At 61.7% G+C, this 23,994-nt stretch carries 22 protein-coding genes and 1 pseudogene; 10 read left to right on the forward strand and 13 right to left on the reverse strand.

All coding sequences use genetic code 11. The features are described from left to right. Positions 1-263 precede the first annotated feature (263 nt). The gene (locus tag ASH01S_RS14345; protein ID WP_067929138.1) at positions 264-1,409 is read left to right on the forward strand and encodes a GntR family transcriptional regulator; all 1,146 of its coding nucleotides are present in this window, start codon (positions 264-266) and stop codon (positions 1,407-1,409) included. Here the strand turns inward: ASH01S_RS14345 and cimA are convergent. Then, positions 1,403-3,007, reverse strand: a complete 1,605-nt coding sequence (gene cimA / locus ASH01S_RS14350) for a citramalate synthase (protein ID WP_067929139.1) — start codon at positions 3,005-3,007, stop codon at positions 1,403-1,405. The two genes, ASH01S_RS14345 and cimA, sit on opposite strands and share 7 nt — an antisense overlap. Before the next feature lie 283 nt (positions 3,008-3,290). Here cimA and ASH01S_RS14355 point away from each other — a divergent pair, with 283 nt between their 5' ends. Then, entirely contained in the window at positions 3,291-4,052 is a 762-nt protein-coding gene (locus ASH01S_RS14355) for a ZIP family metal transporter (RefSeq protein ID WP_067929140.1), read from the forward strand. On the opposite strand, the gene ASH01S_RS14360 is transcribed toward ASH01S_RS14355, so the two are convergent. From ASH01S_RS14360 to ASH01S_RS14385, 6 genes are all read right to left on the reverse strand, one after another. Then, positions 4,027-5,730 (reverse strand): glycerol-3-phosphate dehydrogenase/oxidase, encoded by a 1,704-nt coding sequence (locus tag ASH01S_RS14360; RefSeq protein WP_067929141.1) that lies wholly within the window; start codon positions 5,728-5,730, stop codon positions 4,027-4,029. The two genes, ASH01S_RS14355 and ASH01S_RS14360, sit on opposite strands and share 26 nt — an antisense overlap. A gap of 149 nt (positions 5,731-5,879) precedes the next feature. Continuing rightward, complete coding sequence (gene glpK, locus ASH01S_RS14365; RefSeq protein WP_067929142.1) at positions 5,880-7,373, reverse strand: glycerol kinase GlpK; 1,494 nt, start codon at positions 7,371-7,373, stop codon at positions 5,880-5,882. Between the two features lie 22 nt (positions 7,374-7,395). Beyond that, complete coding sequence (locus tag ASH01S_RS14370; protein WP_067929143.1) at positions 7,396-7,959, reverse strand: glycerol-3-phosphate responsive antiterminator; 564 nt, start codon at positions 7,957-7,959, stop codon at positions 7,396-7,398. Between the two features lie 423 nt (positions 7,960-8,382). Next, a complete protein-coding gene (locus ASH01S_RS14375; RefSeq protein WP_067929144.1) occupies positions 8,383-8,703 on the reverse strand; it encodes a hypothetical protein in 321 nt (106 codons plus the stop codon). A gap of 138 nt (positions 8,704-8,841) precedes the next feature. After that, positions 8,842-9,780 carry an AzlC family ABC transporter permease gene (locus tag ASH01S_RS14380; protein ID WP_067929145.1) on the reverse strand — a complete coding sequence of 313 codons (939 nt, stop codon included), beginning with the start codon at positions 9,778-9,780 and terminating at the stop codon, positions 8,842-8,844. Between the two features lie 63 nt (positions 9,781-9,843). Then, the gene (locus tag ASH01S_RS14385) at positions 9,844-10,176 is read right to left on the reverse strand and encodes an AzlD domain-containing protein (RefSeq protein ID WP_067929146.1); all 333 of its coding nucleotides are present in this window, start codon (positions 10,174-10,176) and stop codon (positions 9,844-9,846) included. Between the two features lie 91 nt (positions 10,177-10,267). On the opposite strand from ASH01S_RS14385, the gene ASH01S_RS19535 reads away from it, so the two are divergent. Then, positions 10,268-10,840, forward strand: a complete 573-nt coding sequence (locus ASH01S_RS19535) for a helix-turn-helix domain-containing protein (protein ID WP_067929147.1) — start codon at positions 10,268-10,270, stop codon at positions 10,838-10,840. A gap of 78 nt (positions 10,841-10,918) precedes the next feature. On the opposite strand, the pseudogene msrA reads toward ASH01S_RS19535, so the two are convergent. Then, a pseudogene (gene msrA / locus ASH01S_RS14395) lies at positions 10,919-11,452 on the reverse strand (peptide-methionine (S)-S-oxide reductase MsrA); the annotation flags it as partial. A gap of 167 nt (positions 11,453-11,619) precedes the next feature. Between msrA and ASH01S_RS14400 the strand changes: the two are divergent. Then, the gene (locus ASH01S_RS14400) at positions 11,620-12,057 is read left to right on the forward strand and encodes a YqzG/YhdC family protein (RefSeq protein WP_067929149.1); all 438 of its coding nucleotides are present in this window, start codon (positions 11,620-11,622) and stop codon (positions 12,055-12,057) included. A 79-nt stretch (positions 12,058-12,136) separates the two neighbouring features. Here ASH01S_RS14400 and ASH01S_RS14405 read toward each other — a convergent pair whose 3' ends face one another. After that, positions 12,137-12,577, reverse strand: a complete 441-nt coding sequence (locus ASH01S_RS14405) for a PTS sugar transporter subunit IIA (RefSeq protein WP_067929150.1) — start codon at positions 12,575-12,577, stop codon at positions 12,137-12,139. Between the two features lie 284 nt (positions 12,578-12,861). Between ASH01S_RS14405 and ASH01S_RS14410 the strand changes: the two genes are divergently transcribed. From ASH01S_RS14410 to ASH01S_RS14420, 3 genes are read left to right on the forward strand one after another with little or no spacing between them, the layout of a single operon-like run. Beyond that, positions 12,862-13,632, forward strand: coding sequence for a DeoR/GlpR family DNA-binding transcription regulator (locus ASH01S_RS14410; protein WP_067929151.1), 771 nt, complete (start codon positions 12,862-12,864; stop codon positions 13,630-13,632). Between the two features lie 11 nt (positions 13,633-13,643). After that, positions 13,644-14,717: a 1-phosphofructokinase gene (pfkB, locus tag ASH01S_RS14415; protein ID WP_067929152.1), complete on the forward strand. Its 1,074-nt coding sequence runs from the start codon at positions 13,644-13,646 to the stop codon at positions 14,715-14,717. Between the two features lie 14 nt (positions 14,718-14,731). After that, the gene (locus ASH01S_RS14420; RefSeq protein WP_067929153.1) at positions 14,732-16,144 is read left to right on the forward strand and encodes a PTS fructose transporter subunit IIC; all 1,413 of its coding nucleotides are present in this window, start codon (positions 14,732-14,734) and stop codon (positions 16,142-16,144) included. A gap of 242 nt (positions 16,145-16,386) precedes the next feature. Here the strand turns inward: ASH01S_RS14420 and ASH01S_RS14425 are convergent, their stop codons facing one another. Then, on the reverse strand, positions 16,387-17,169 hold the full coding sequence (locus ASH01S_RS14425) for an Rpn/YhgA-type helix-turn-helix domain-containing protein (RefSeq protein WP_067929154.1): 783 nt from the start codon (positions 17,167-17,169) through the stop codon (positions 16,387-16,389). Positions 17,170-17,386: 217 nt separating this feature from the next. Further along, positions 17,387-18,853 (reverse strand): catalase, encoded by a 1,467-nt coding sequence (locus ASH01S_RS14430; protein WP_067929155.1) that lies wholly within the window; start codon positions 18,851-18,853, stop codon positions 17,387-17,389. 178 nt (positions 18,854-19,031) lie between these two features. On the opposite strand from ASH01S_RS14430, the gene ASH01S_RS14435 reads away from it, so the two are divergent. From ASH01S_RS14435 to ASH01S_RS14445, 3 genes are all read left to right on the forward strand, one after another. Next, a complete protein-coding gene (locus ASH01S_RS14435; RefSeq protein WP_067929156.1) occupies positions 19,032-19,826 on the forward strand; it encodes a thymidylate synthase in 795 nt (264 codons plus the stop codon). Continuing rightward, complete coding sequence (locus ASH01S_RS14440; protein WP_067929157.1) at positions 19,823-20,323, forward strand: dihydrofolate reductase; 501 nt, start codon at positions 19,823-19,825, stop codon at positions 20,321-20,323. The genes ASH01S_RS14435 and ASH01S_RS14440 overlap by 4 nt, the downstream gene beginning before the upstream one ends. A gap of 175 nt (positions 20,324-20,498) precedes the next feature. Continuing rightward, on the forward strand, positions 20,499-20,822 hold the full coding sequence (locus ASH01S_RS14445) for a winged helix-turn-helix transcriptional regulator (RefSeq protein WP_067929158.1): 324 nt from the start codon (positions 20,499-20,501) through the stop codon (positions 20,820-20,822). Between the two features lie 189 nt (positions 20,823-21,011). Here the strand turns inward: ASH01S_RS14445 and ASH01S_RS14450 are convergent, their stop codons facing one another. Both ASH01S_RS14450 and ASH01S_RS14455 read right to left on the reverse strand, forming a co-directional pair. Further along, a complete protein-coding gene (locus tag ASH01S_RS14450) occupies positions 21,012-22,409 on the reverse strand; it encodes a GNAT family N-acetyltransferase (RefSeq protein ID WP_067929159.1) in 1,398 nt (465 codons plus the stop codon). A 2-nt stretch (positions 22,410-22,411) separates the two neighbouring features. Next, on the reverse strand, positions 22,412-23,983 hold the full coding sequence (locus tag ASH01S_RS14455) for an MDR family MFS transporter (RefSeq protein ID WP_067929160.1): 1,572 nt from the start codon (positions 23,981-23,983) through the stop codon (positions 22,412-22,414). Positions 23,984-23,994 lie beyond the last annotated feature (11 nt).

A 23,994-nucleotide genomic window follows, 5' to 3' on the forward strand; every position in this document is an offset into this window, starting at 1 on the left:
TATATTAATATCAATTATATCTTTTATATACTCATGTATCAATACCTTAGGCACAAATCTTTTGCAAACGAATCCGCAGAGGACCGGCGACGACGCCAAGTTGGCGTTTCAATTCTCTATGCCACTTGTAGAACCTGTGATTCTTTTTCTTGCGTGGAACTGGAAGAGGAAGAATTGAATTCGTAGGGAGAAAGCTTTATTGTATCAAATGTACATGCATGGACAGGGCGCCCTGCCGAAAATTCATAGGAAGAGGGACCGAAATGAAACCTGAGACTCCCCTGCAACGCCGAGTCTACGACTTCATTCGCGAGCGGATTTCCTCGCGCGAGTTGCTGCCCGGCCAACAGCTGCCGACCGAACAAGAGTTGAGCGAGCACCTTCAGGTCAGCCGCATCACCGCGCACCGGGCGCTGCAGCGCCTGGCGAAAGAGGGGTTGATTCAGCGGTTTCCGGGAAAAGGCTCGTTCGTGGCCGAGACGGCGGCCACGGAAGCGGTGCCATCGAATGTTTGCACGGCCGGCGCCGCGCCAGGACAGTCCGGGCCGGGCGGTCTCCTTGGCTTCATCTGTCCCGCCGTATCGGACGATTTTGGCTTGGGCATATTGACCAGTGCAATTGCCCGCGCCGAGGAACGCGGTTGGTCGATGCTGGTCAGCTTTACCCATCAATCGCAGGCGGCTGAAGAGGTGGCGATTCGCCGGGCTGTCCAGGCAGGGGCCAGAGGGCTCTTGGTCAATCCAGTATACGCGGAGTACTACAGCGACGAACTGCTCTCCCTGCACCTGCGCCAATTTCCGCTGGTGCTGGTCGACAAGCATCTGGACAAAATCCCCATCCCGTACGTCAGCACCGACAACCGAGCCGCCGCCTACGACCTGACAAAGCATCTGATAGAGCTTGGGCACCGAAAGATAGGCTTCATCTCCCCGGGAGTGACCGCGACCGCGACCCTGGAAGACCGGTTTGTCGGGTATCTGGCGGCCCTGGAAGACCATCGCATCCCCTATGACCACACGCTCAACCTGTCCTCCCTGCCCACGGGCGGTGGCATCAACTGTCCGCAGGAGCCAGACGTCTACCAGATCATCCGCCGCTATTTGCAGGAGCACCCGGAATTGACCGCGGTTCTGACCACGGAATACGTGTTCGCCGGCATCGTCTGCGAGTTGTGCCGCGAACTGCACAAGCGAATCCCGGAAGACCTGTCCGTGGTCTGCTTCGACAGCCCGCAGTCGAATCCGTTTATGAAGTTTACCCATATTGAGCAGCAGCAGGCGGAGATAGGCCGAGAAGCGGTCGACATGCTGCTGGACCTGATTCAGGGCGAAGAGCCGGAGAGCCCGTCGCTGCCGCTGCCCGGCCGGTTGGTCGTCGGCCGCTCCAGCGGATCCGCGCCAGCTCAGTAGGTCAGCAGTCCATTGGCCGTCGGCCCAGACTTGTTGACGCACAACAGGAAGTAGCGGACGCTGTCCGCCAGCGCCTCCCAACTGGCCTCAACCACGTTGCGCGAGACACCGACAGTGCGCCAAACCTGGCTGCCGTTGGTGGATTCAATCAAGACCCGCACCTTGGCGGCGGTGCCGTCCTTGCCGTCCAGCACACGCACCTTGTAGTCCGCCAGGTGCATTTCGTCGATGGCCGGGTAAAACGGGCGCAGCGCTTTGCGCAGCGCGTTGTCCAGCGCGTTCACGGGTCCGTCCCCTTCCGCCACCGCGTGCACCACCTCGCCCGAAACGGACAGCTTGAGCACCGCCTCGGCCACGATGTCGACCCCCGCCTGCTGAGTCACGTGGATGCGCAGCGATTGGACCGTCAGCACGTCCTCAAAATCGCCAAAGGCCCGCAGCAGCATCAATTCCTGCGACGCCTCCGCGCTCTCAAACTGATACCCCAGGTGCTCCAATTCCTTGATCTCGGCCAACAGCCGCCGCGTCTCGGCCGGGCGTTCTTTGAGGTTGAGTCCGAGCCGCTCGGCCTGGTGCAGAAGGTTCGACACCCCGGCCAACTCGGACACCAGTACCCGCCGGACGTTGCCCACCTTTTCCGGCTCAATGTGTTCATAGGTGCGCGGATTGCGCAAGATGGCGCTGACGTGGATGCCGCCCTTGTGCGCAAAAGCGCTGTGGCCGACGAACGGCTGATATCCGTGCGGGACGAGGTTGGCCACCTCGGAGACAAAACGCGACACCTCGGTCAGCCGTCGCACATGATGGGGAGTGGGAAGACAGCGCAAGTCCAGTTTCAGTTCCAGGTTGGCGATGATGGACGTGAGGTTGGCGTTGCCGCAGCGCTCGCCAATCCCGTTCATGGTGCCGTGGACCATGGTCGCCCCCGCCTCAATGGCGGCCAGGGTGTTGGCGACCGCCAACTCGCAGTCGTTGTGGGCATGAATCCCGACCGGGATGCGGAGTGTGTCGGACACCGCCCGCACCGCTGTACGGATGTGGTCAGGCAGGCTGCCGCCGTTGGTGTCGCACAGCGTCACCCAGTCGGCCCCGGCCGCTTCGGCCGTACGCAGCACCTGCAACGCATATTCCGGGTTTTCCCGAAAACCGTCAAAGAAGTGTTCGGCGTCGAAGATCACCTCACGGCCATGCTGTTTGAGCCACTGGACCGAGTCGCGGATCATCTCCAGGTTCTGCTCAAGGCTGACCTGCAACGCCTCCCGCACATGCAAATCCCAGCTTTTCCCCACTATCGTCAACGCCGGCGCCTCCGACGCCAGCAGAGCCTTGAGCCCCTCATCCTGATCGGCCGACGAGGAGGGGCGGCGTGTACTGCCGAACGCGGTCAGACGGGCGTTCTTCAGGTTGAGCTCCGTGCGCGCCCGGGTGAAAAATTCGTTGTCCTTCGGATTTGCCGCCGGAAATCCGCCTTCGATATACGTGATGCCCAGTTCATCCAGCTTGGCGGCAATGTGCAGCTTGTCGGAAACCGACAGGCTTACACCCTCCGCCTGGGTGCCGTCCCGCAGCGTCGTGTCCAACAGGGCGATACGCTCCATTCGACTTGCTCTCCTCTCCCAAATCGCCTTTCTCAAACAAATCTGTCTGTTTCCCCGCTGTCTCGTCTCCATTTGAACTCAGCACCCCGGCGAGCGCAGCGATTGCAAGGATTCCTATTCCCCACATAGTACCGGAAGTCTGTGAGTTCTGGCAACCGATGGCCCGTCGCGCCCGAGTCTCGATATGTCATGAAGTCCTGTTTACACATCGGCACGCTTCCTGGTATGATGGGTTCGCTTTGTTGAAAACTGTTTTCTATAAATCGGGAGCGAGGAATCGTCTATGTGGCTTATCTTTCTACTCTGCGTCATCGCGGCGTTCGCCGATGTCATCGGTGGGGCCTTGACCGTGTTCAAACGGTTGACCGACAAGCAGGCGATGTTGGTCACCAGCCTGGGCGCCGGATTTCTACTGGGGGCAACGGTGTTGGACAGACTTCCCGACGCGATGGACGCGCTGCCGTCCACCGCCCCGGTCTGCATTCTTGCCGGCTATCTGAGTCTCCTTCTGATAGAAAAGTTCGGCGCCGGCCGCCAACTGCACACGCACAACCACGCGCCTGGCGGGCTCACGGGAGCCGACGCCCACCTGATCAACCCCAAGGCGGCGCTGGTCTCGTTCGTCGGCCTGCTGTTCCACACCTTCATGGACGGTGTCGTCATCGCCGGATCGTTCAGCATCAGCCTGTCCACCGGCATCCTCATCTTCTTGGCCATCGCTCTGCACAAAATCCCGGAGGGATTCAGCATGGCCAGCATCAGCCTGGCCGCCGGCACGTCACGCAAGCGCGCCTTTCTGACCGCTCTCGGCCTGGCGCTCTCGACCATCCTCGGCGCCGCCGTGACGCTGCAAATGGGCACCTTCGGCCCGTCATCGGTGGCCGTCCTGATGGCCCTCGCCACCGGAACGTTCCTGTACGTGTCGACCACCGACATGATTCCCGCCATTCGCGACCGCGGGCCAGAGGCCATTCTTCCCATCATCGTCGGCGTGGCCGTGTTCTACGTCTCGCTGCGGCTCATCCAACATGTGGGCTTGAGCTAGCCGACCCGCAGCTGTCCATAACCCCCAAGGGCACCGTCGTGTCCTCCAGGCTCTGCGCCAACTCGGCCTCCATCTCGGCGTACACGGAGGCGTCCCAACCGAGCCGATCCGCCATGCAGGCCAGCACCCCGTCGCGATAACGCCGCACCCCCGCGATGTCGAAATACATCATCCCGGTGCGCCGGACGAAGAAGTCGCTCGGCTTGACCACCATCTCGGCCTCGAGGCCATACACCAGGCGCGCATACAGGTCCCGTGGCAGCCCGTACGATTCCGCCTGGCCGCTCGTGTCGGCCAGCGCGGCAAACACCTTATCCGTGTTCGATCCGTACGTCCGCGCCACCCGCAGCGCCGCATCCCGGTCCAGCCCCAGCTGCGCGCCCTCGTTCGCCATGCGTGCGACAAAGCCGGGAAAACGGGCAGACCCGCCCACGTCCCCGCCGGAATACGGGATGTGCGCCGTGCTGCAGTCAGGAAACGGGCCCACCCCCGCCTTGGCCAACTCCCGCGCGACGAGGCTGACCACTTTGTCGGCCATCTTGCGATAGCCGGTCAGCTTGCCGCCGGCAATCGAGATGAGGCCCGACGGCGACACAAATACCTCATCCCGGCGCGAGATCTCGGACGGACTTTTGCCCGCCTCGTGAATCAGTGGTCTCACCCCGGCCCACCCGGATTCCACGTCGGCACAAGTCAGGTGCACGCTTGGAAACATGAAATTCACGCAACGGACGAGGTAGTCGATGTCTTCCATCGTCATCCGCGGCCGCGCCAGGTCGCCCACGTAGTCGGTATCGGTGGTCCCAACGTACGTCTTGCCCGCGCGCGGGATGGCAAACACCATCCGCCCGTCCGGGACGTCAAAGTAGACCGCGTTTTGCAACGGGAAACGGCTGCCGTCCACCACGATGTGCACCCCTTTGGTGTGGTGCAGCGTCTTCCCAGACTTGGACCCGTCCCACGCGCGGAGTTCATCGACCCACGGCCCGGCGGCGTTGACCACCTTGCGCGCCCTCACCTCGTACCGGCGGCCGGTCAAGCCGTCGCAAACCGTGGCGCCGACCACACGCCCGTCCTCGTACAAAAGCCGTTCCGCGCGCGCGTAGTTGAGCGCAATCCCGCCTCGTTCCACCGCGGCCTTGAGAATTTCCAGCGTCAGCCGCGCGTCGTCCGTCTGGTACTCGACGTAATACCCGGCTCCGCGTACGTCCGGCCGCAGCAGCGGCTCCTTGGCCAGCGCCTCGCCTCTGCGCAGCATTTTCCGCCGCTCATCGTGCCGTACACCCGCCAATCGGTCGTAGAGGAAAATCCCGAACGAGGTCGTCCACCAGCCGTACGTCCCGCCCGCGAGGATGGGCAGAAGCATCCAGGTCGGGGTGGTGATGTGCGGCCCGTTCTCGTAGACAATCGCCCGTTCTCGGCCAACCTCCGCCACCAGACCGACCTCCAGCTGCTTCAGGTAGCGCAGCCCGCCGTGCACCAGCTTGGTCGAGCGGTTGGAGGTGCCGGCGGCAAAGTCCTGCATTTCGACCAGGGCGGCCCGCATTCCGCGCGCCGTCGCATCGAGCAGAATCCCCGCCCCAGTGATGCCTCCGCCGATGATGAGAACGTCGAACGGAGAGTCTGAAAGCTGCGTGAAGAGAGCGGATCGGGTAGATACGGAAAAAGGCGTTGACACGGCGTATCACTCCTTGCAGGCATAACGTCGACAAAGACAATAAACCACGGCGCCTTACGCAGGCTGCGTAAAGCCCGTGGTTTTCTCCAAAGTCTCAACCGAGCTGTGAACTTGTCCGCAACGCGGTCAAGCGTCTGTTGCCCCGCTTGTCAGCGGAACGCCCGTGCCGCCTGCACCGCCTTCTGCCACCCATTATACAGCGCCGTCCGCCCGCCGTCATCCATCTGCGCAGCAAACACTCTCTCCATTTCCCAGTTGCGGGCGATTTCATCCCGGCTCTCCCAAAACCCGACCGCCAAGCCGGCCAGGTATGCGGCCCCGAGAGCGGTGGTTTCAATCACCCGCGGGCGTTCTACCGGGACACCGAGGATGTCCGCCTGAAACTGCATCAGGAAGTTGTTGGCCGCCGCACCACCGTCCACGCGCAGCCGCTTGAGCCCAATCCCCGAGTCCGCCTCCATGGCGGACAGCACGTCTTTGGTCTGGTAGGCGAGCGATTCTAGCGTGGCGCGAATCAGGTGCTCTTTTTCCGTCCCCCGGGTGAGCCCGAACACCGCGCCGCGCACGTCGCTGTCCCAATACGGCGTCCCGAGCCCGACAAAGGCGGGTACCACGTATACCCCACCGCTCGAGGCAACCCTCTGCGCATAGGTCTCGCTTTCGGCCGCCGTGCGTATCAGGCGTAGCCCGTCGCGCAGCCACTGGATGGCCGATCCGGCCACAAATATGCTCCCTTCCAAGGCGTACTCGACTCCCCCGTCCAGCCCCCAGGCGATGGTGGTCAACAGGCCGTGACTGGAAGTCACCGCCTGCCCACCGGTCTGCATCAGCATGAAACACCCGGTTCCGTACGTGTTCTTGGCCATTCCCGGCTCAAAGCAGGCCTGCCCGAACAACGCCGCTTGTTGATCCCCGGCGACACCGGCAATCGGCACCCGTTCCCCGAAGAACAGCGCCGGTGCCGTGTAGCCAAAGCACGCCGAAGACGGTTTCACCTCCGGCAGCATCGCGCGCGGCACGTCCAGGATGGCCAGCAGCTCGTCGTCCCAATCGAGTCGAAAGATGTTGTACAGCATCGTGCGCGAAGCGTTGCTGTAGTCGGTCACGTGCGCCTGTCCGCCGGTCAGCTTCCAGATGAGCCAGGTGTCGATGGTGCCAAACAGAAGCTCCCCGTTCTCCGCCCGCTCCCGCGCCCCAGGCACGTGCTGCAAAATCCATTTCACCTTGGTGCCGGAGAAGTACGCGTCAATCAACAGGCCGGTCTTCTCGTGGATGGTGGATGCGAGTCCCTGGGCGCGCAGGTCGTCGCAGATGTCATCCGTTTGCCGCGACTGCCAGACGATAGCGTGGTAGATGGGCTGCCCGGTGCGCTTGTCCCAGACCACCGTCGTCTCCCGCTGATTCGTGATGCCGATGGCCGCAATCTGCGCCGCCGACACGGCGTGAGCCGCCAACACCTCGGAGATGACGCTTTCCACAGAGGCCCAGATCTCCATCGCGTCATGTTCAACCCAACCGCTGTGCGGAAAGTGCTGCGTCAACTCGCGCTGGGCCATGCCCACCATGCGTCCCTGGTGATTGAACAAGATCGCGCGTGAACTGGTGGTCCCTTGGTCAATCGCGAGAATGTATCGATCCGCCATATAAATCCCCCTTTACCGGCGCCTAGTTCAGCTCCCACAACTCCTGCTGCGACGTGGTCACGGCCGCCGCCCCAGCCGCCAGAGCCCGCTCCACGTCGTCCCGCGTGCGAATGAAGCCGCCAGCCAGCAAGGGCACCTGCGCCCTGGCCTTGATCTCTGCCATCACGTCGGCCAGGACACCGGGAATCACCTCGACGAAGTTGGGCGTCGCCGACGCCAGCAGACGCAGACTGGTGTCCAGCGACTGCGAGTCCAGCAAGAACATGCGTTGGATGGTCGTCAAGTGATGCTTGCGAGCCACAGTCAGTACGCTCGAATGGGTGGAAATCAGGCCGTACGGGCGGATGTACTGACACAAAAACTGCGCCGCCGCCTCGTCGTGTTTCAAGCCCTGAATCAAATCGGCGTGCAGCAAAACCCGCTTGTCGTGTTGGCGCGCCAATCGAAACAAGGGCGGCAATTGGGCCAGGTGCGTCTGCAGCAGGATGATGTATGTATGCCGCTTGGATGACAGAAGCAGCTCAAAGTCCTTCACGGTCTTCGCGGCTGGTATCACCCGCTGACCGCCAAACGGAGATGCGCTCATGCAGGCCACCCCCAATGGCCCCTTACGACCAAGTCTACTTGTAATTTGCATAAATCAAGGATAATCCAGCTGTACAGAAAAGTGTACCTGAAAGGCCTCACCCGCAAGAATATCCGAAACATGTTGCGAATCAGACAACGAACTGCTTGACATGCTCTCCCCCCAGATCCTATCAGATTCTCGGAATTAATAGGTTTTTTCCTGGTAATCCCGTCTTTGGACGCTGTGGTGGTCAGGCTGATGAACAAAATTGGAGATCCAGCAGGATACAACCGATTCCCCGACTACCATCGTTTGGGCGACGTGGCAACCGAGTGTCTTAGCCGGACAGATTGACGCGGAAAATCCAAAACAACAAGAGCCGCAGGCGGATGCGGCTCTTATCCATTCGCATGGCGTGCTGGGTTCGCGATAGGCGGGTGTCTACCACCACAGCCCCAGCCCCAACAGCGTAAAGATGATGAGAAAGGAAACGGCCCAACGCCCCCAATAGGCGCCTGGATAGCCCCAGCCATACCCGCCGCCATATGGCCCGTAGCCGGAAGCCAAGACGGCGTCAATGCGCTTCTCCTCATCGGCCTTGAGGCTCTCGGTGGCAAATTGGGCCGGGATATATTGACGAGGCGACAGGACGATGGCATGCCGCTGCGTCACCCGTTCCAAGATTCCGCGGTGGACGCCGTACGGTGTAGAAAATTGCACCCACTGTCCAACGTATCGCTCACAGTCACGCTTGTTGCACATGATAAGCTCACCCCCCATCGCGTGCTTGCTCCAGGGTACGCAAGCCAACGCCGCCAGGGGACGGTGGATGTCCATGGGCGGGGCACCATGTTCCCAAAAGGCCCTTGGTTCCACAAAGCTTCGCCGGTCCGTTCGGAATCAGTCCGAGCCCGCAGGCGGAAGCGGCGTCTGGGCACGTGCCTCCCACCAGACGGACAGGCCGCAACCGACAGCCGCGCCGACACCCGCTCCTATCAGGACGCTGAAACTCGCGAGATGAACCTGGGCGGATGCGACGGCAGCCAGGGCGCCGGAGACCGCTGCCGCGAAATGCGGCACCGTCCGTTCCCCCAACAGGATGAGCGCCAAGAACAGCGCCGGCAGCGCAAAACTCAGGATGTTAGCCACCGGTTCCGGAATCAGGGCACCCACACCAAGCCCAGCGGCCGTCCCGGCAAGCCAAGACGCGTAACAGGCGAAGGTGAGCGACAAGTGGCGGGCTGGCTCCGGCGGATGCGCCCGAACGCGGCCGGACGCTAGGGCGAACACCTCATCCGTGAGCCCAAAAGCGGCCCATAGCCGCAGCCGCTCAGGCCAGGCGGACAGCGCCGGTCCGAAGGCAGCGCCATACAGGAAGTGGCGCAGATTCACCAGCAGCACGCTGGCCGCCGCCGGCAATGGCGGAACACCGGAAGCAGCCAGGCTGACCAGCATGAATTGGGCACCGCCCGCGTAGACCAGAGCTGAAATGAGAAATCCCAAGATGGGTGGCACACCGCTCGTGGAACAAACGACGCCAAACGTGGCCGCAATCGGAAAATAAGCCAAGATGATGGGGGAGCCATCCCGAAGGCCAACCGCGACCTGCCGTCCCAGGGACAGCGGCATCCCACCATCCGCAGGCACCTCCCCGGCCGCAGCCTCCCCACCAACCGCAGCCGCCTCCCCGGCCGATCCGCAGGATGCCACGCCGGGTGCCGAGGCAGCGGCCCCTAATGGGTTCATACCCGCATGACCGACACCGGGATTAACCTTGGGTTTGTTGTCTGTGCTCCCCTCTTCCATCGCGGGCGCGCCTGGATACCTCACTTCTGCCACCGCCACTCCCCCTTCGGTCCAACGTGTAGGCCCCACACGACGGGCTCTGCGCCTTGTCGCGCCTCATCCGAGCGTGACACGGCCCGAAACCACCCCGGCCAGGGCATACGCTGCCACCCCGACGCCGACAGTCCACAACAGTTGCCGCGTCCACCAGGCGACCAGAACCGTCGGTACGGCCGCCCAAAGAGCCGGATTTTGCCACGGCCCGACCGATGATGCGGTCGGCCACAGCATCGGGCCGACGAGCGCGCCCAACACGGCCGGCGTCACAAACGCCATCACCCGCTTCAGCCAACCTGGCCACCCCAGACGGCTGCCAAAACTGAGCGACACGGCGCGAATCAGATAGGTGCCGAGTCCCACGCACAGCACTTCCCAAAACAACGGATGCAAACAGGGCGCCCCCTTGAACTTTGAGATGATATAACATCTTTTTGTATGTTATAGTATACAAAAACATCAGCCCGGAGGGAATTCTGTACACGTGGAAGCGGAGAAGTTATCGGCACATATCGGACAGGCGCTGCGGCGCCTGCGCAAACAACGGGGTTGGTCATTGGATCAACTGGCAGCCGAGAGCGGGGTCAGCAAACCGATGCTGGGCCAAATGGAGCGCGGGGAATCCAACGCGACGGTGGTCACCCTGTGGAAGGTAGCGAAAGGGCTGCGCGTGCCGTTTTCGGCGTTGCTCCAGGGCGTCGAGGAACCCGCCGTGACCCTGGTGCGCCGGGCGGATCAGCCCGTGGTGGCGGATGACGACGGGCAATACGTGGTGCGCAGCGGGTTGGCCATTCCATCCCGACATCCGGTCGACCTCTATCAAGCCCGGCTCTCCCCTTTAGCCAGCCACGAAGCCGACCGACACGGTGCCCATGTGCGCGAAGCAGTCTGGGTGCAAGCCGGGGAACTCGCCCTCAGCGTGCTGGGCGAGACCTTGCATCTGCAAACGGGGGACGCAGCCCACTTCGTGGCCGACGTCCCCCACACGTACCACAATCCATCCGCGGATGGGTTCTGTGAATTCCTCATTCTTCTGACTTACGAGCAGGTCCCTTGATGGTCCGCAAGGATTGGGGTTTTATCCTTGATGGCCGCTTGTAACCCCCGGCTGGCGAACGGACTGGGCAGCCGCCTATGACCAGTGTTTGGCGAGAAATTCGTCACGCCCGGACGCCGACCGGTAACGATGGTAGTGTTCCGGGTTCTTGCGGTAGAACCCCTGGTGATAGTCCTCCGCCTCATAGAACGGGCCGGCGGGCAGGATGGGCACGACGATAGGTTTGTCGAAGCGGCCGCTTTTCGCCAGAGCTTGCTTGGAGGCTTCCGCTTTTTCGCGCTGCTCTTCATTGTGGTAGAAGATGGCCGTGCGGTAGGAAGGGCCGCGATCAACGAATTGCCCGCCGTCATCCGTCGGATCTATCTGTTGCCAGTACAGTTCCAGCAGCCTCTCGTACGGGAACACCGACGCATCAAACGTAATCTGGACCGCCTCGACGTGGCCCGTGGTCCCGGAACAGACTTCTTCATACGTTGGGTTCTCCTTATGGCCGCCTGTGTATCCGGAGACGACCTTCAGAATCCCAGGCTGCTCCTCAAACGGCTTCACCATGCACCAGAAACAGCCGCCGGCAAAAGTCGCCACTTGCACATGGTCCGTGCTTTCCGCCATGTCTGTCCCCTCCTTGCTCCGCCCCATTATGGCATATTGCGAGTCCGTTTGCACTCCGAACAGACGGCACCGCACCCAGTCCCCGCGCGTGCATAAGCGCCCGCCTTGTATGCAACAATATCCCTGTTGCACCCGAAGATTCCTCACCCTCGCCGAGGTGATGCGCCATGTTGCCTGCCCTCCTGTCTGTGCTCTGCAGCACCCTCTTTGCCGCCGCTCCTCCGGTGACGGCCTGTCCGCTCGCGACCACTTTGAAACTGACCGCAATCTGTGCGACAACCTCGCACGTTCCGGATGCACGTTGGCTCGACGCGGGGACGCGCCACGTGCCGGTCAACCGCGCGCCGCAAGCCGGTGACACAACCCCCGAGTACGCACGTTGGGGAAAGATTGCGGTCGATAGGACGGCCACCCGCTACCCGAACGCACGGGTGGTCGATTACCTGCACGTAGGCCGCAGGACCCTGAGCGAAACCCGGGCGGTGGAGCGCTTCAAACTGTGGTTGCGCGGAGGCGGCAAGGAATTTGGGGTTTATGTGGACGTCACGTTCAACCCGAAAACTGAGCAGTTGATCTCGGTCGTTTTTCACAAGACTGCGCACTGAGCAGCGAGGGTGGACGCGGTGGACGCCCCCACCCCCGACGGGCAACCTCCCGGTTGGGAGGGATGCGCTCGGATTGGGCTCAGGCCAATTCGGCCTGCACGTATTCGGACAGTTGCTCGACATCCGAAATCGTGCTCACCTTTTCCACGAAGTCTGCGTGCATCAGTCGACGCGCCAGTTGAGCCAGCATCTGTAAGTGCTCATTGTGACTGGCTTCCGGTACCAAAATCATGAACAGGACAGACACCGGCTGACCGTCCATTGCCTGCCAATCCACTGGTTGGACCATTCGACCGTAGATCAGTGTCGGTTCGGTGACGGCTGCCGATTTTCCATGCGGAATGGCAATGCCATGGCCAAAACCAGTGGTTCCCTCCGCTTCCCGCTGCAACACCGCCGCCACCACGGTGTCCACGTCACGGACGCGTTGCAAACGTGCTGCTTGTTCGACCAGATAGCGAACGGCCTCCGCTTGGGTAGCGCCGGGAACGTCAAAGAAGACAAACTGTTTTTCCAGCATACCTCTCATCTCTCCTTTTCCACATGCACAGCACACTTCCGCAAGGCCAGCGCGCTTCACTTATCCGCTTTCACACACTGGTTGACACGCTTTCATGGTACACCATATAATGAGCTCAATCAATCATATTCGTCTATATTCAATCAAATTCATGCAGCTATATGGGTTATATCACGCACATTCTTTCGATACGTTGACTGAATTAACTCGATTCCCGTCCGTATCGCGGATAGACTCGATAGACACGGAGGGCTGAGCAACTCTGGAGGAAAGGAGGACCCGACATGTTTGCCGACGAACGCAAGGCACTCATTCTGGCGCAGCTGCAACAGCGGCACAGCGTCTCTGTCGCGGAACTGGCCAAACAGCTGACCGCCTCGGAGTCGACAATTCGCCGGGACCTGCAGGACTTAGAAGAACAGGGCCGGCTCAAACGCACGCACGGGGGCGCCGTGTCCATCGAGGTGGCCGCGTTTGAACCGTCGATTCAGGAAAAAAGTGTGCAAAACCAGGTGGCAAAGTCCGCTATCGCCAAGGCGGCCCAATCATTCATCCAGACAGGCGACACGGTGCTGTTGGATGCCGGCACAACCACCTTGCAGATAGCTCGCCAATTTACCGGCCGCGGCGTCACGTTCATCACCAACAGCCTTGCCATCGCTGACGAGTTGGCCAATCGGGCGGACATTCAGGTCCTTCTGCTCGGGGGCGAACTGCGTCCTACCACGGGCGCGATAGTCGGCCCGTTTTGTGAGCAGATGTTGGCCCGTCTGCACGTGGACATCCTGTTTTTGGGCGCCAACGGGATTGACGCTGAACACGGCGTAACCACCCCCAACGTGTCGGAGGCCGCGACCAAGTCGGCGATGATTCGCGCTGCGAGGCGCGTCGTCCTGGTGGCCGACCACAGCAAGTTTGATCAAATCAGCCTGGTGCAGGTCTGCCCCATCGACGCCATCGACACCCTTGTCACCGATGCGGAGGTAGGCGGAGACCTGCGGCAGGCGTTGCTGGAACACAAGGTTGAAGTCGTGGTGGCCAAGAGCAACCGCTAGGAGCGAGACAGATGACTGAACACCCAAGCTTTCGATTCGCCCAAACATCCGGTATCCATCCGGCCGCGTTCATGGAAGCGGCCCCGCCCTTCCAGGCCGAGACGACGGATGGACGCGAGCAACACAAACACCCAATGGATGGCGAGTCCGCGGTCGTCACGGTGACCGTGAACCCAGCCATGGACCTGTTCCTGCAGGTGGACCGATTGGTGCCCGGCACCCTGCACCGCGTGCAACAACCGCGCCCATATACGGGCGGCAAGGGCATCAACGTCACCAAGGCACTCCACACGTTTGGCATTCCAACCGTGGCGACCGGCTTCCTGGGGGGCAGCCGCGGAGCGTGGATTGAACAGGAGCTGCGGGAAAGCGGCATCTCCGCCTCGTTTGTATGGACGCACGCGCCGACGCGGGTCAACGTCAAAGTAATAGAGGCGAACGGGCGGTTGACCGAGTTCAACGCGTCTGCCCCCGCCTTCTCCACCGCCGACTGGCGGTCTCTGGAAGATCATCTGGACGAGCTGACGACACCCGGCGGGTGGCTCGCGCTGTGCGGAAACTTACCCGAGAGCGCCAATCCAGGCTGGTACCAAGGTCGCATTGAATGGGCGCGGGCGAAGGGTCTGTATACCGTGCTGGACGCCAGCGGCGAGGCGCTGCGCCACGGCATTGCCGCCGCGCCCGACGTGATTAAGCCCAACCTGGTTGAGTTAGAAGAATACGTTGGCGACAAACTGGGCTCCGTGAGGGAGGTGGTTCAAGCCGCCGCCCGGCTGTGTGAACAGGGCATCCGTTTAGTGGCCGTATCCATGGGGAAGAGCGGCCTGGTGGCGGTGACATGCAGCGAACGCATCTGGGCGCACGTGCCCAAAGTCCCTGTGGTATCCAGCGTCGGCGCCGGAGACACGGTAGTGGCAGGCATCGTCTACGGACTTCATCATCAATTCTCACTTGCCGACACCGTCCGCTTCGCCGCCGCCGCCGGAACAGCCGCCGTACAGACGGCCGGATCGATGCGGCCGGTTCTGCAAGACGTACGGGCCGTCGTCCCGCAGGTGGAACTGGAATCTCTTCCACAACCGTAAACGAGGTGAGAAGCATGAAAAAATTGGTTGCCGTGACTGCATGCCCAACTGGCATCGCGCACACGTATATGGCCCAGGAAGCCCTGCAACAGGCGGCCAAAGCCGCCGGTTACGAGATCAAGGTGGAGACACAAGGAGCCTCCGGCGTCGAACAGGCGCTGACCGAGGAAGACATCGACCAAGCCGACGCGGTCATCATTGCAGCGGACAAGAAGGTGGAACTCGAACGGTTCCTAGGAAAGCGGTTGCTGGAGACTTCTGTATCCAGCGCCATCAAGAACCCAGCACAGTTGATAGCCGACGCCCTCGAGCAACCGGTTTACGGCGCCAAGGGAGACACGGATGCCACCGGAGACTACTTGGAACGCATGCAGCGGGAAAAGGCGCAGCGCAAAGCACAAATGCCAGCCGGATACAAACACTTGATGAACGGCGTCTCGCACATGCTGCCGCTGGTGGTGTCGGGCGGCATCTTCATCGCCCTGTCCTTTGCCATTGACATCGACAACAAAGCGCCGTTGGCGCAGGCGTTTATGAACATCGGCAGCGGGTCGGCATTTGCTCTGTTTGTCCCGATTTTGGCAGCCTACATCTCCATGTCCATCGCGGACAGGCCGGGTCTTGCTCCCGGTCTTGTGGGCGGGTGGATTGGCACGCAGGGCGCCATGTATGGCGATCCGCACGCCAGCGCGGGTTACCTGGGCGGCATCATTGCGGGCTTTTTGGCGGGCTACGTGACCAAGTGGCTGCGCGACTGGATTCGCTTGCCGAGAACGCTCGAAGGGATCAAACCGGTTTTGATTCTGCCCGTGCTGTCGGTGGGAATCGTCGGGCTGCTGATGATTTACGTGCTGGGGCGGCCTATTGCCTGGCTGATGCAGGCCATGACCAATGGGCTCGCGCACATTGGCGCGAGCGGATCGATAGGATTGGGCCTGTTGCTGGGCGCTATGATGGCGTTTGACATGGGCGGTCCGGTCAACAAGGTCGCCTACTTCTTCGCGGTCGGTCTGCTCGGCACGCATACGCATGAGGCGGAGGTCATTATGGCAGCCGTGATGGCCGCGGGCATGACGCCGCCGCTCGGCCTGGCGATTGCAACCTTTGTCAACCGCAGGAAGTTCTACAGCGAGGAGCGGGACGCCGGCAAGGCGGCGCTCATCCTCGGGCTGTGCTTCATCACCGAGGGAGCGATTCCGTTTGCCTCGAACGATCCATTCCGTATCATCCCGAGCATCATGGTTGGTTCTGCGGTGACCGGGGCGCTGACGATGACGTTTGGCGCCACCCTGCCGGCGCCGCACGGCGGCGTGTTCGTCTTCCCGTTGATGGGGAACCTCGGCTGGTACTGCGTCTCCATTCTCATTGGCGCCCTTGTCACGGCGTTGTGCGTGCTGGCTCTAAAGAAAAACGTGGTGGAGGCTTGAAAAAAGAATCAAGGCAAGCGGTCAAGGCGGCGCACATTCCAGCATAGATTCCGGAACGGCCGCCAGGCACCGACGTACGCAAGACGTCCAAGCAGCCGCAGGCAGGGACAGCCTCCCTCGCCTGCGGCTGTAGTTGCTCCGTGGAGCCAAGCAATAGATTACCATCATGGGTATACTTGCATCCTGTCAGGATAGATGACGGAATTTTCCTCGGCTCTATTGCTCATTTTCGCACTTCCCGCTCACTGCAACTGTTTGCCGAGTTCCTCGACCTTCGCCCGACTCAATCCGGTGGCCTTCACGATGACGTCCACGCTCACGCCCTCCGCCAACAGGTTGCGCGCGACTTCTTCCCGGCCCTCTTCCCTGCCTTCCTGATACAACTCCTCGACAATCTTGGACACTCTCCGCAACTCCCTTCGCAACCGCGCCCGCTGCACATCCGTCAATGACGGGGCGCCGAGCACCAGGATTGCGCTCACGACCAGGTCCCTCTCCGCCTCGTCCGATAGGGCGGGTACAAGCGTCAACACCCGCTCAAACGCCTCTGCCGCGTCCCTCACCTTCATGTTTAACGCCAGTGCAAGGCGGAGTCGGTCACCAGGCTCCCACTCTCCCGACCACACGTGCCCCTCCACCTGATCCAGTGCCTTATCCCCGTCCAAATTGGACAGGAAGACGTTCTCCACCTGATACAGCGCAGTTCCAATGTCCAGTGTTGCAGAGGCGCTGGTTACACTCGCATGATACAACACCACCGTCCGAATGCGCGCCATGTGTTGACGCGCCAAGCGGGCGTCGTACTCAAGAAAGCGGTGCAGCGTTGGCTCACGATAGCTCTGAAACTCCAGGTGGAAAACACAACCGTCGCGCATACGCCAAGCCTTGTCTATCCGCAGCGTATTCGCCGGCAGTTCTGTCGGCAGGGGCGACTCCAGTTCCACGCCACGAACACCGAGCACGTCCAACGCACCGTCGGACAACGAACGGGTGAGAGCCTTCATCACCGTATCCTGTCCCGCCATACGTACACCTCTTTATGTGAGTGTACGCCGGGATCGCCGGCCGCTCAATGACGTTCAGGGAATCTTGCGCAACCTTAGTAAAAGTGCAGGGGAAGGCGGCCTGCCGGGTCCGCGCCGCTCCGGCAGACTCCAGTACGGTCCGACACACGCCGGCACTGTCCGACCAGGCCGGACCAATGCGGTCCGACGAACTTCGATGCCTTCCGATGCGCCCCCATTATCGCCTGGCGGCCGCCGCCCTCGCTGCCGATTCGAGCCCGAGTGCCTTGGCGACGCGCTCGCCGTAGTCTGCGTCGGCACGGTAAAAGTGCGGCAGCATCCGCTCCTGGATGGCGCGATCCGCCTGTCCCAGCGAGGCCGCGACATTGTCAATCAAGTCCCGCCTTTCCGGCTCCGCCAACAATCGATACAAATCGCCGGCCTGCGTGTAATCGTCCTCGTGGGCGTCGGGGTGAGCCTGGGCCCAACCGTCCACAGGCAGCGGAGGCGCTTGAACAGAAGGGTCCTCCACAGGGCCCTGGAAGCTGTTGGGCTCGTAGTTAACCTGACCGCCGCCGTTGGTATCAAAGCGCATGTATCCGTCCCGCTGGTAGTTAGCCACCGGAGCGAGGGGCCGATTGACCGGCAGCAGGTTGTGATTGACACCGACCCGGTAGCGGTGAGCGTCCGCGTACGCGAACAAGCGGCCCTGCAGCATCTTATCCGGCGAGAAGCCGATGCCAGGCACGATGTTGGCCGGAGACAGCGTCGCCTGTTCGACCTCCACGAAGTAGTTCTCTGGGTTGCGGCTGAGCACCAGGCGCCCCACCGGAATCAGCGGATAGTCCTTGTGCGACCATACCTTGGTCACGTCAAACGGATTGAATCGATAGCTGTCCGCGTCCGCCAGCGGCATGATCTGCACGTACAGCCGCCACGCCGGGTAGTCTCCTTGCTCTATCGATTCGTACAAATCGCGCGTAGCGTGGTCTGGATCTTCCCCGGCGATGCGGATGGCCTCTTCGCGGCGCAGGTTCTGAATCCCCTGCTCGGTCTTGAAGTGGTACTTGACCCACACCGCCTGCTTGTCGGCATTGTACCACTGAAAAGTGTGGCTTCCGTACATATGCATGTGGCGGTAGGAGCGCGGCGTGCCACGGTTGGTGAACAGGATGGTGATCTGGTGCATGGCCTCCGGCGAGAGCGACCAGAAGTCCCAGACCGCGTTGGGGTCCTTCAGGTTAGTGGCCGAGTTGCGCTTCTGCGAGTGGATAAAGTCCGGGAACTTGAGCGGATCGCGAATGAAGAAGACGGGGGTATTGTTACCGACAATGTCGTAATTGCCGTCTTCGGTGTAGAAACGGATGGCGTTCCCGCGCGGATCGCGCTCGGCGTCAGCTGAGCCTTTCTCGCCGGCGACGGTCGAGAAGCGGATGAAGACCGGTGTCCGCTTGCCGACCTGGCTGAGAAACTTGGCGCAGGTCCAGCGGCTCACATCGCGCGTGACTTCGAAATACCCATACGCCCCCGCCCCTTTGGCGTGGACCACACGTTCCGGGATGCGCTCGCGGTTGAAATGGGCCAACTTCTCCAGGAGATGAACGTCCTGCAGCAGCACCGGCCCGCGCACCCCCGCGGTTTGAGAGTGTTGGTTATCGGTCACAGGCGCTCCAGAAGAAGTCGTCAGACGACGTTTTTCCTGCATAATGGAACCTCCAAATAAATTAAATTTAAACTGAATCTAAATCTATATATAATATAGATCCTGGAACGGATTTGTGCAAGGGGCGCTGGACGGGACCTCACGCAAGGGCTAAGATAGGCGTGATGTGTGCAACGCGGCGCCATGGGCAGCGCCAACTTTTTTCTGGGGAGGCCGCAGGATGAAACAGTACCTGGATTTATGTCGGACCATTCTCCAGCACGGCGTCAAGAAGGAAGACCGGACCGGAACGGGCACGCTCAGCATCTTCGGCTATCAGATGCGCTTCAACCTGGAGGACGGGTTCCCGGTTGTGACCACCAAGAAGCTGCACCTGCGCTCCATCATCTATGAGCTGCTGTGGTTTCTGCGCGGAGACACCAACATTCAGTACCTGCATGACCACAAGGTGACCATCTGGGACGAGTGGGCGGACGAAAACGGCGATCTCGGCCCCATCTACGGCAAACAGTGGCGATCCTTTCGCGGTGCCAACGGGAAGACGGTGGACCAGATTCGGTGGGTGACGGAGGAAATCAAGCGCAATCCCAATTCCCGCCGTCTCGTTGTCAGCGCCTGGAACCCGCCGGAGCTGAATGAGATGGCCCTGCCACCGTGCCATGTGCTGTTCCAGTTTTACGTCGCGGACGGCAAGCTGTCGTGCCAACTTTACCAGCGCAGCGCGGATACGTTTTTGGGCGTGCCTTTCAACATCGCGTCCTATGCGCTGTTGACGCACATGGTTGCCCACACCACCGGACTGGGCGTGGGCGAGTTCGTGCACACCCTGGGTGACGCGCACATCTACCTCAACCACCTTGAACAGGTGCAGCTGCAGCTGACGCGCAATCCTCTGCCCCTGCCAAAGTTGGTGCTCAATCCGGACGTAAAGTCGATTTTCGACTTCCAGTACGAAGACATCCAACTCGTCGGGTACCAGTCCCACCCGCCGATTCGCGGCGAGGTGTCCGTATGAAGCCGGATGCCATCAGTCTGGTCGTCGCCTACGCAAACGGGCGGGTCATCGGCAAGGACGGCGGCATCCCCTGGCACCTGTCGGACGACCTGCGCCGCCTGCGCCGCCTAACGCTCGGACACACCGTGGTGATGGGCAGGCGCACCTACGAGTCCATCGGCCACCCGCTCGACCAACGCCTGAACGTCGTGTTGACCCGAGACACACGCTTCCATCCCGATGGGGTGCGCGTCCTGCACGATCCGCTTGCGGTCCTAAACCTTCCCGGGAAGGTGTTCATCCTCGGCGGATGGGCCCTCTACGAATGGTTTCTGCCGCGCGCCAACCGGTTGTACATCACGCGGGTGCACGCCGACTTCGCGGGCGACACGTTCTTTCCAGACTGGGACGCTGCAGAGTTCCGTCTCGTTTTTGAGGAACCAGGCCGCGTGAATGAAAGCAACCCGTACCCACATACCTTCTTGGTTTATGAACGGATCAAACCCGAGGGGGAGTGAACGAATTCCGCGCGCCGGCCGAGCGCCCTCGCAGCCGGGGTATGCAGGGCCGGCATGCCGCTGCCGACTCCGATGTAAGTTGTGGAAATTTCCTCAATCAACGCGGCGGCCCGGTTACGGACACTCCCATTCGTGGTAAAGTAAAGAGAAGGGCAACGAGTGAGGGGGTGTGCCCATGCACCGGATGTGTCCGAAATTCGAATCGGCCTTCAACATCCTCGGCAAGCGTTGGACGGGGCTCATCATCCGCGTCTTGCTGGAAGGGCCGAAACGGTTCAAGGAAATCGCCGATGCGATTGAACACATGAGTGACAAGATGCTCTCGGAGCGTCTAAAGGAATTGGAAGCTGAAGGAATTATCCGCCGCACGGTTTATCCAGCGACTCCAGTGTGCATCGAGTACGAACTTACCGATAAGGGAAGGGAATTAGCCCCCGTCATGGACGAGGTGCAGAAATGGGCCGACAAGTGGATGACGCAAAGCGTGGCAGAGCGGTAGCAGGCGAGACGTCTCGCCTGCGCCGTCAAGCAGGATCGTAAGCCCGGCCCGCCCAGTCTGGCTCTTTGCCCCCTATACGTCGGGGGCCTGTGCTCGGTTCACGCTGGGCGCCTTGCCGCCGAGGCCGAGCAGGGCTCAGGACGCAGGCGAAACTCAGGTTCGGGCGCCTGACCAAGGTTTGGCCGGGGCTCAAAAGAAGTCTAGCAAGTACGGGGTTTGTTCCGGAATCAACTGCTCCAACACCTCGACGCCGGTGGGTCGCGCGCGCAGCCGCCCCAACTCCGCCAGCTGCCGTGGCCGCCGATACCCCAGCAGCATCGCGGCCAGGTCCTGCACGTCCACGTCCACGGCGGCGCTATCCTGTATGCCGGAAACGGCCTCCCACACCACCTCCGGTCCGCCCAGACGACGGACACCGACCTGCCCGTCCGCACCTACACGCACGTGAAAGGACGCCTGGTTCCAGTCCGCGCACGGATCGGCAATCGAGAGGGTGACGCTCACCGCGTCACCAAGCGAACGAAACGGATACCGGCGCAAGAACGACTCCACATCGACAATGCGGGCCATGAAATACGGATCGACCTCGTGTTGGATGCGCGGGTTCTCCAGCAGGTAGAGCAACGTGTCGTCGAGGGGCGCCGTCAACTTTACCTCGCGGGCCATCGAGTCGTGGTTGGCGATGAAGTTCCACAGGCCGCGCCGCGCGTCCTCGTCGAGATGGACCCACTCGTGCACGGTCAACAGGGAGTCTTTGACCTGGTACAGGACATAACCGGTCTCCTCTCCCGCCGCGTTGATGTACACCGCCCACACCCCAGGCTTGCGTCTGGCAATCCGTTGCTGCCACCAATCGCTTGTACGCTGCAGCATGCCGGTGTAGCGCCGGGCATACGCCTCATAGATGGGAGCAAGACGCTGTCCGTCCTGGCAGCGTTCCATGCGTCCGCCGGTATCGGGAAAGCGCGGCCACCACGGCTCAGGGATGGTGTACATACGCCGCTCCATCAACATCTCCCAGCCGTACTTTCGATAGAAGGAGAAAGAAAACGGCGCCAGCATTGAGAGAGACTGACCGGCCGCCCGCATCTCGACCAACGCCCGGCGCAGCAGCCGCGCCACCTTGCCGCCACGCCGGTGCTCCGGCCAGGTGGCCACCGACGCAATCCCCCCCATCGGGTACGACACACCCGCGACATAGGCGGTCAAAGGCAAAACCTGCGCTTGGGCTGCAAGCCGCCCATCGACAAAGCAGCCGAGAATGGTGGACGCGTCCGTCTGCTCAAGCACCTGCTGACGCGTATCGGCATCAAACTGAAACTGGAAGGCGAACTCGTCAAGCGCCAGGTGCTCTCCCAGTTCTTCCTGCGTCAAGCGGCGAATCTCCTCCAAACCCTTCACCGTCCCCCGTGGTCCAGCGATGAAATGCACTGTTGCTGCCAGTATAGCCCACAGGACGGTCAGCGACCAACAGGGTGGAAGGGGCGCGATCCGGCAGGACCCGGCTGCCTGGGCTCCGGCAAGTCCGCCGAGCGCCGGGCGCAACAGCCACGCCACTTTGCTGCCGCGCCGGTGTCCGGCCGGCAACGTCAGACTGCACCGCCCGCCTGCTTTTGGCCCGTTTCCCGGGCGCTGCCGGGGCCCGCGAAGCCGGCGGCGTCCTTCGTCATCTTCCACGGACCCATCAGCACAGCGCACAGGAGCGCAAACGCGGCCGGAAACAGCGTCCAGGTGAACGTGTGCGAGATGGACGCTGACAAGGCCGGCACCAGCTTATCCAGCACGAACGCCGGGATGTGCGCGCGCAGGGCCGGGGTGAGCATCGCGTGCGGATCGGCCAAGTTGACCCCCTGCGGGAGCCGGGCCGCCGCGGCGGAAAAGAGTGTGCTCAGGCGATGCTGGAACAAGTCACGCTGAATCACACCGAACACGCTGATGCCGAGCGTCATGCCCAGCATGCGCAGGAAACTGGAGGTCGAGCTGGCCTGCCCGCGCTGTCGCTGACCGAAGTGATGAATGGCGGACATCCCGAGCACCGAGAACGACGGGCCGGTCCCCAGGCCGACAATCACCATGTACACCGTCAGCCAGACGCGCGGCGTGCTGGGAGACAGGGTGGCCAACAGGGCCAGGCCGGCGCACAGGATGAGCGCCGAGACGACCATGACGCTACGGTAGCTGACCTTCTGCGACAGTTGCGCCCCAATCGGCGCGGCCACGGTGCTGCCGAGCAGCATCGGCAGCAGTAAAAGCCCCGAATTGGTGGCCGATCCACCCATCACCCCCTGGATAAAGATGGGAATGTACACGGTCGCGACGACAAACGCCGCGCCGTAGAACAGCCCGGCCAGGCAGCTGGTGGCAAACAGGCGGTTGCGGAACATGGCGAACGAGACAATCGGCTCGGCCGCCCGGCTTTCGGCCCACAGAAAGGCGAGGAAGAACGCCGCAAACGCCACCAGCAGAACCACGATGGGCCAGGAACCCCAAGCGTACGTGGTGCCCCCCAGCTCGAGCGCGAACATCAGGCTGCCCACGGCCAGCGTCAACAGCCCTGCGCCCCAGGCGTCGATGATCTGACGCTCATGGCGTGAGGACTCGTGATATCCCACCAGGATGAGCAGGAAGGCGATGAGCCCGAGCGGCAGGTTGATGTAGAACACCCACCGCCAGTTGACATGATCCGTCAGGTACGCGCCGATGAGCGGCCCGGCAATGCTAGAGAGGCCGAACACGGCGCCGAAGATGCCGCCCAGTTTGGCGCGCAGCTCCAGAGGAAACACGTCCCAGATGATGGTGAACGCAATTGGCATCAAGGCGCCGCCACCAATGCCCTGCAGGGCCCGATAGAGACTGAGTTGGACGATGTTCTGGGCGGTGCCGCAGAGCACCGAGCCGAGCAGGAACATGCCAATCCCGAACATAAAGAACCGCTTGCGGCCGTACATATCCGACAGCTTGCCGAAAATGGGCATGCCGGCCATCTGCGTCGCCATGTACGCCGACGTCACCCATACAAAGCGGTCGATGCCGCCCAAGTCGGCGACAATCGTCCCCATGGCGGTGGAGACAATCGTATCGTCCATCGAAGCGATGAAAATTCCCAGCATCAGTCCGGCGAAGATCCAGGACAGACGGTTTGAGTTCGCGCTTTGCGCCATCACTCTCTCCC

Source organism: Alicyclobacillus shizuokensis NBRC 103103, from assembly GCF_001552255.1.
Lineage (GTDB): Bacteria > Bacillota > Bacilli > Alicyclobacillales > Alicyclobacillaceae > Alicyclobacillus_G > Alicyclobacillus_G shizuokensis.

What these genes read in the sequence shown, in the direction of transcription:
- ASH01S_RS14345 (WP_067929138.1), top strand. Translation starts at nt 264, where the DNA reads ATGAAACCTGAGACTCCCCTGCAACGCCGAGTCTACGACTTCATTCGC.
- cimA (WP_067929139.1), bottom strand. Translation starts at nt 3,007, where the DNA reads ATGGAGCGTATCGCCCTGTTGGACACGACGCTGCGGGACGGCACCCAG.
- ASH01S_RS14355 (WP_067929140.1), top strand. Translation starts at nt 3,291, where the DNA reads ATGTGGCTTATCTTTCTACTCTGCGTCATCGCGGCGTTCGCCGATGTC.
- glpK (WP_067929142.1), bottom strand. Translation starts at nt 7,373, where the DNA reads ATGGCGGATCGATACATTCTCGCGATTGACCAAGGGACCACCAGTTCA.
- ASH01S_RS14370 (WP_067929143.1), bottom strand. Translation starts at nt 7,959, where the DNA reads ATGAGCGCATCTCCGTTTGGCGGTCAGCGGGTGATACCAGCCGCGAAG.
- ASH01S_RS14375 (WP_067929144.1), bottom strand. Translation starts at nt 8,703, where the DNA reads ATGTGCAACAAGCGTGACTGTGAGCGATACGTTGGACAGTGGGTGCAA.
- ASH01S_RS14400 (WP_067929149.1), top strand. Translation starts at nt 11,620, where the DNA reads ATGTTGCCTGCCCTCCTGTCTGTGCTCTGCAGCACCCTCTTTGCCGCC.
- ASH01S_RS14405 (WP_067929150.1), bottom strand. Translation starts at nt 12,577, where the DNA reads ATGCTGGAAAAACAGTTTGTCTTCTTTGACGTTCCCGGCGCTACCCAA.
- ASH01S_RS14410 (WP_067929151.1), top strand. Translation starts at nt 12,862, where the DNA reads ATGTTTGCCGACGAACGCAAGGCACTCATTCTGGCGCAGCTGCAACAG.
- pfkB (WP_067929152.1), top strand. Translation starts at nt 13,644, where the DNA reads ATGACTGAACACCCAAGCTTTCGATTCGCCCAAACATCCGGTATCCAT.
- ASH01S_RS14420 (WP_067929153.1), top strand. Translation starts at nt 14,732, where the DNA reads ATGAAAAAATTGGTTGCCGTGACTGCATGCCCAACTGGCATCGCGCAC.
- ASH01S_RS14425 (WP_067929154.1), bottom strand. Translation starts at nt 17,169, where the DNA reads ATGGCGGGACAGGATACGGTGATGAAGGCTCTCACCCGTTCGTTGTCC.
- ASH01S_RS14430 (WP_067929155.1), bottom strand. Translation starts at nt 18,853, where the DNA reads ATGCAGGAAAAACGTCGTCTGACGACTTCTTCTGGAGCGCCTGTGACC.
- ASH01S_RS14435 (WP_067929156.1), top strand. Translation starts at nt 19,032, where the DNA reads ATGAAACAGTACCTGGATTTATGTCGGACCATTCTCCAGCACGGCGTC.
- ASH01S_RS14440 (WP_067929157.1), top strand. Translation starts at nt 19,823, where the DNA reads ATGAAGCCGGATGCCATCAGTCTGGTCGTCGCCTACGCAAACGGGCGG.
- ASH01S_RS14445 (WP_067929158.1), top strand. Translation starts at nt 20,499, where the DNA reads ATGCACCGGATGTGTCCGAAATTCGAATCGGCCTTCAACATCCTCGGC.
- ASH01S_RS14455 (WP_067929160.1), bottom strand. Translation starts at nt 23,983, where the DNA reads ATGGCGCAAAGCGCGAACTCAAACCGTCTGTCCTGGATCTTCGCCGGA.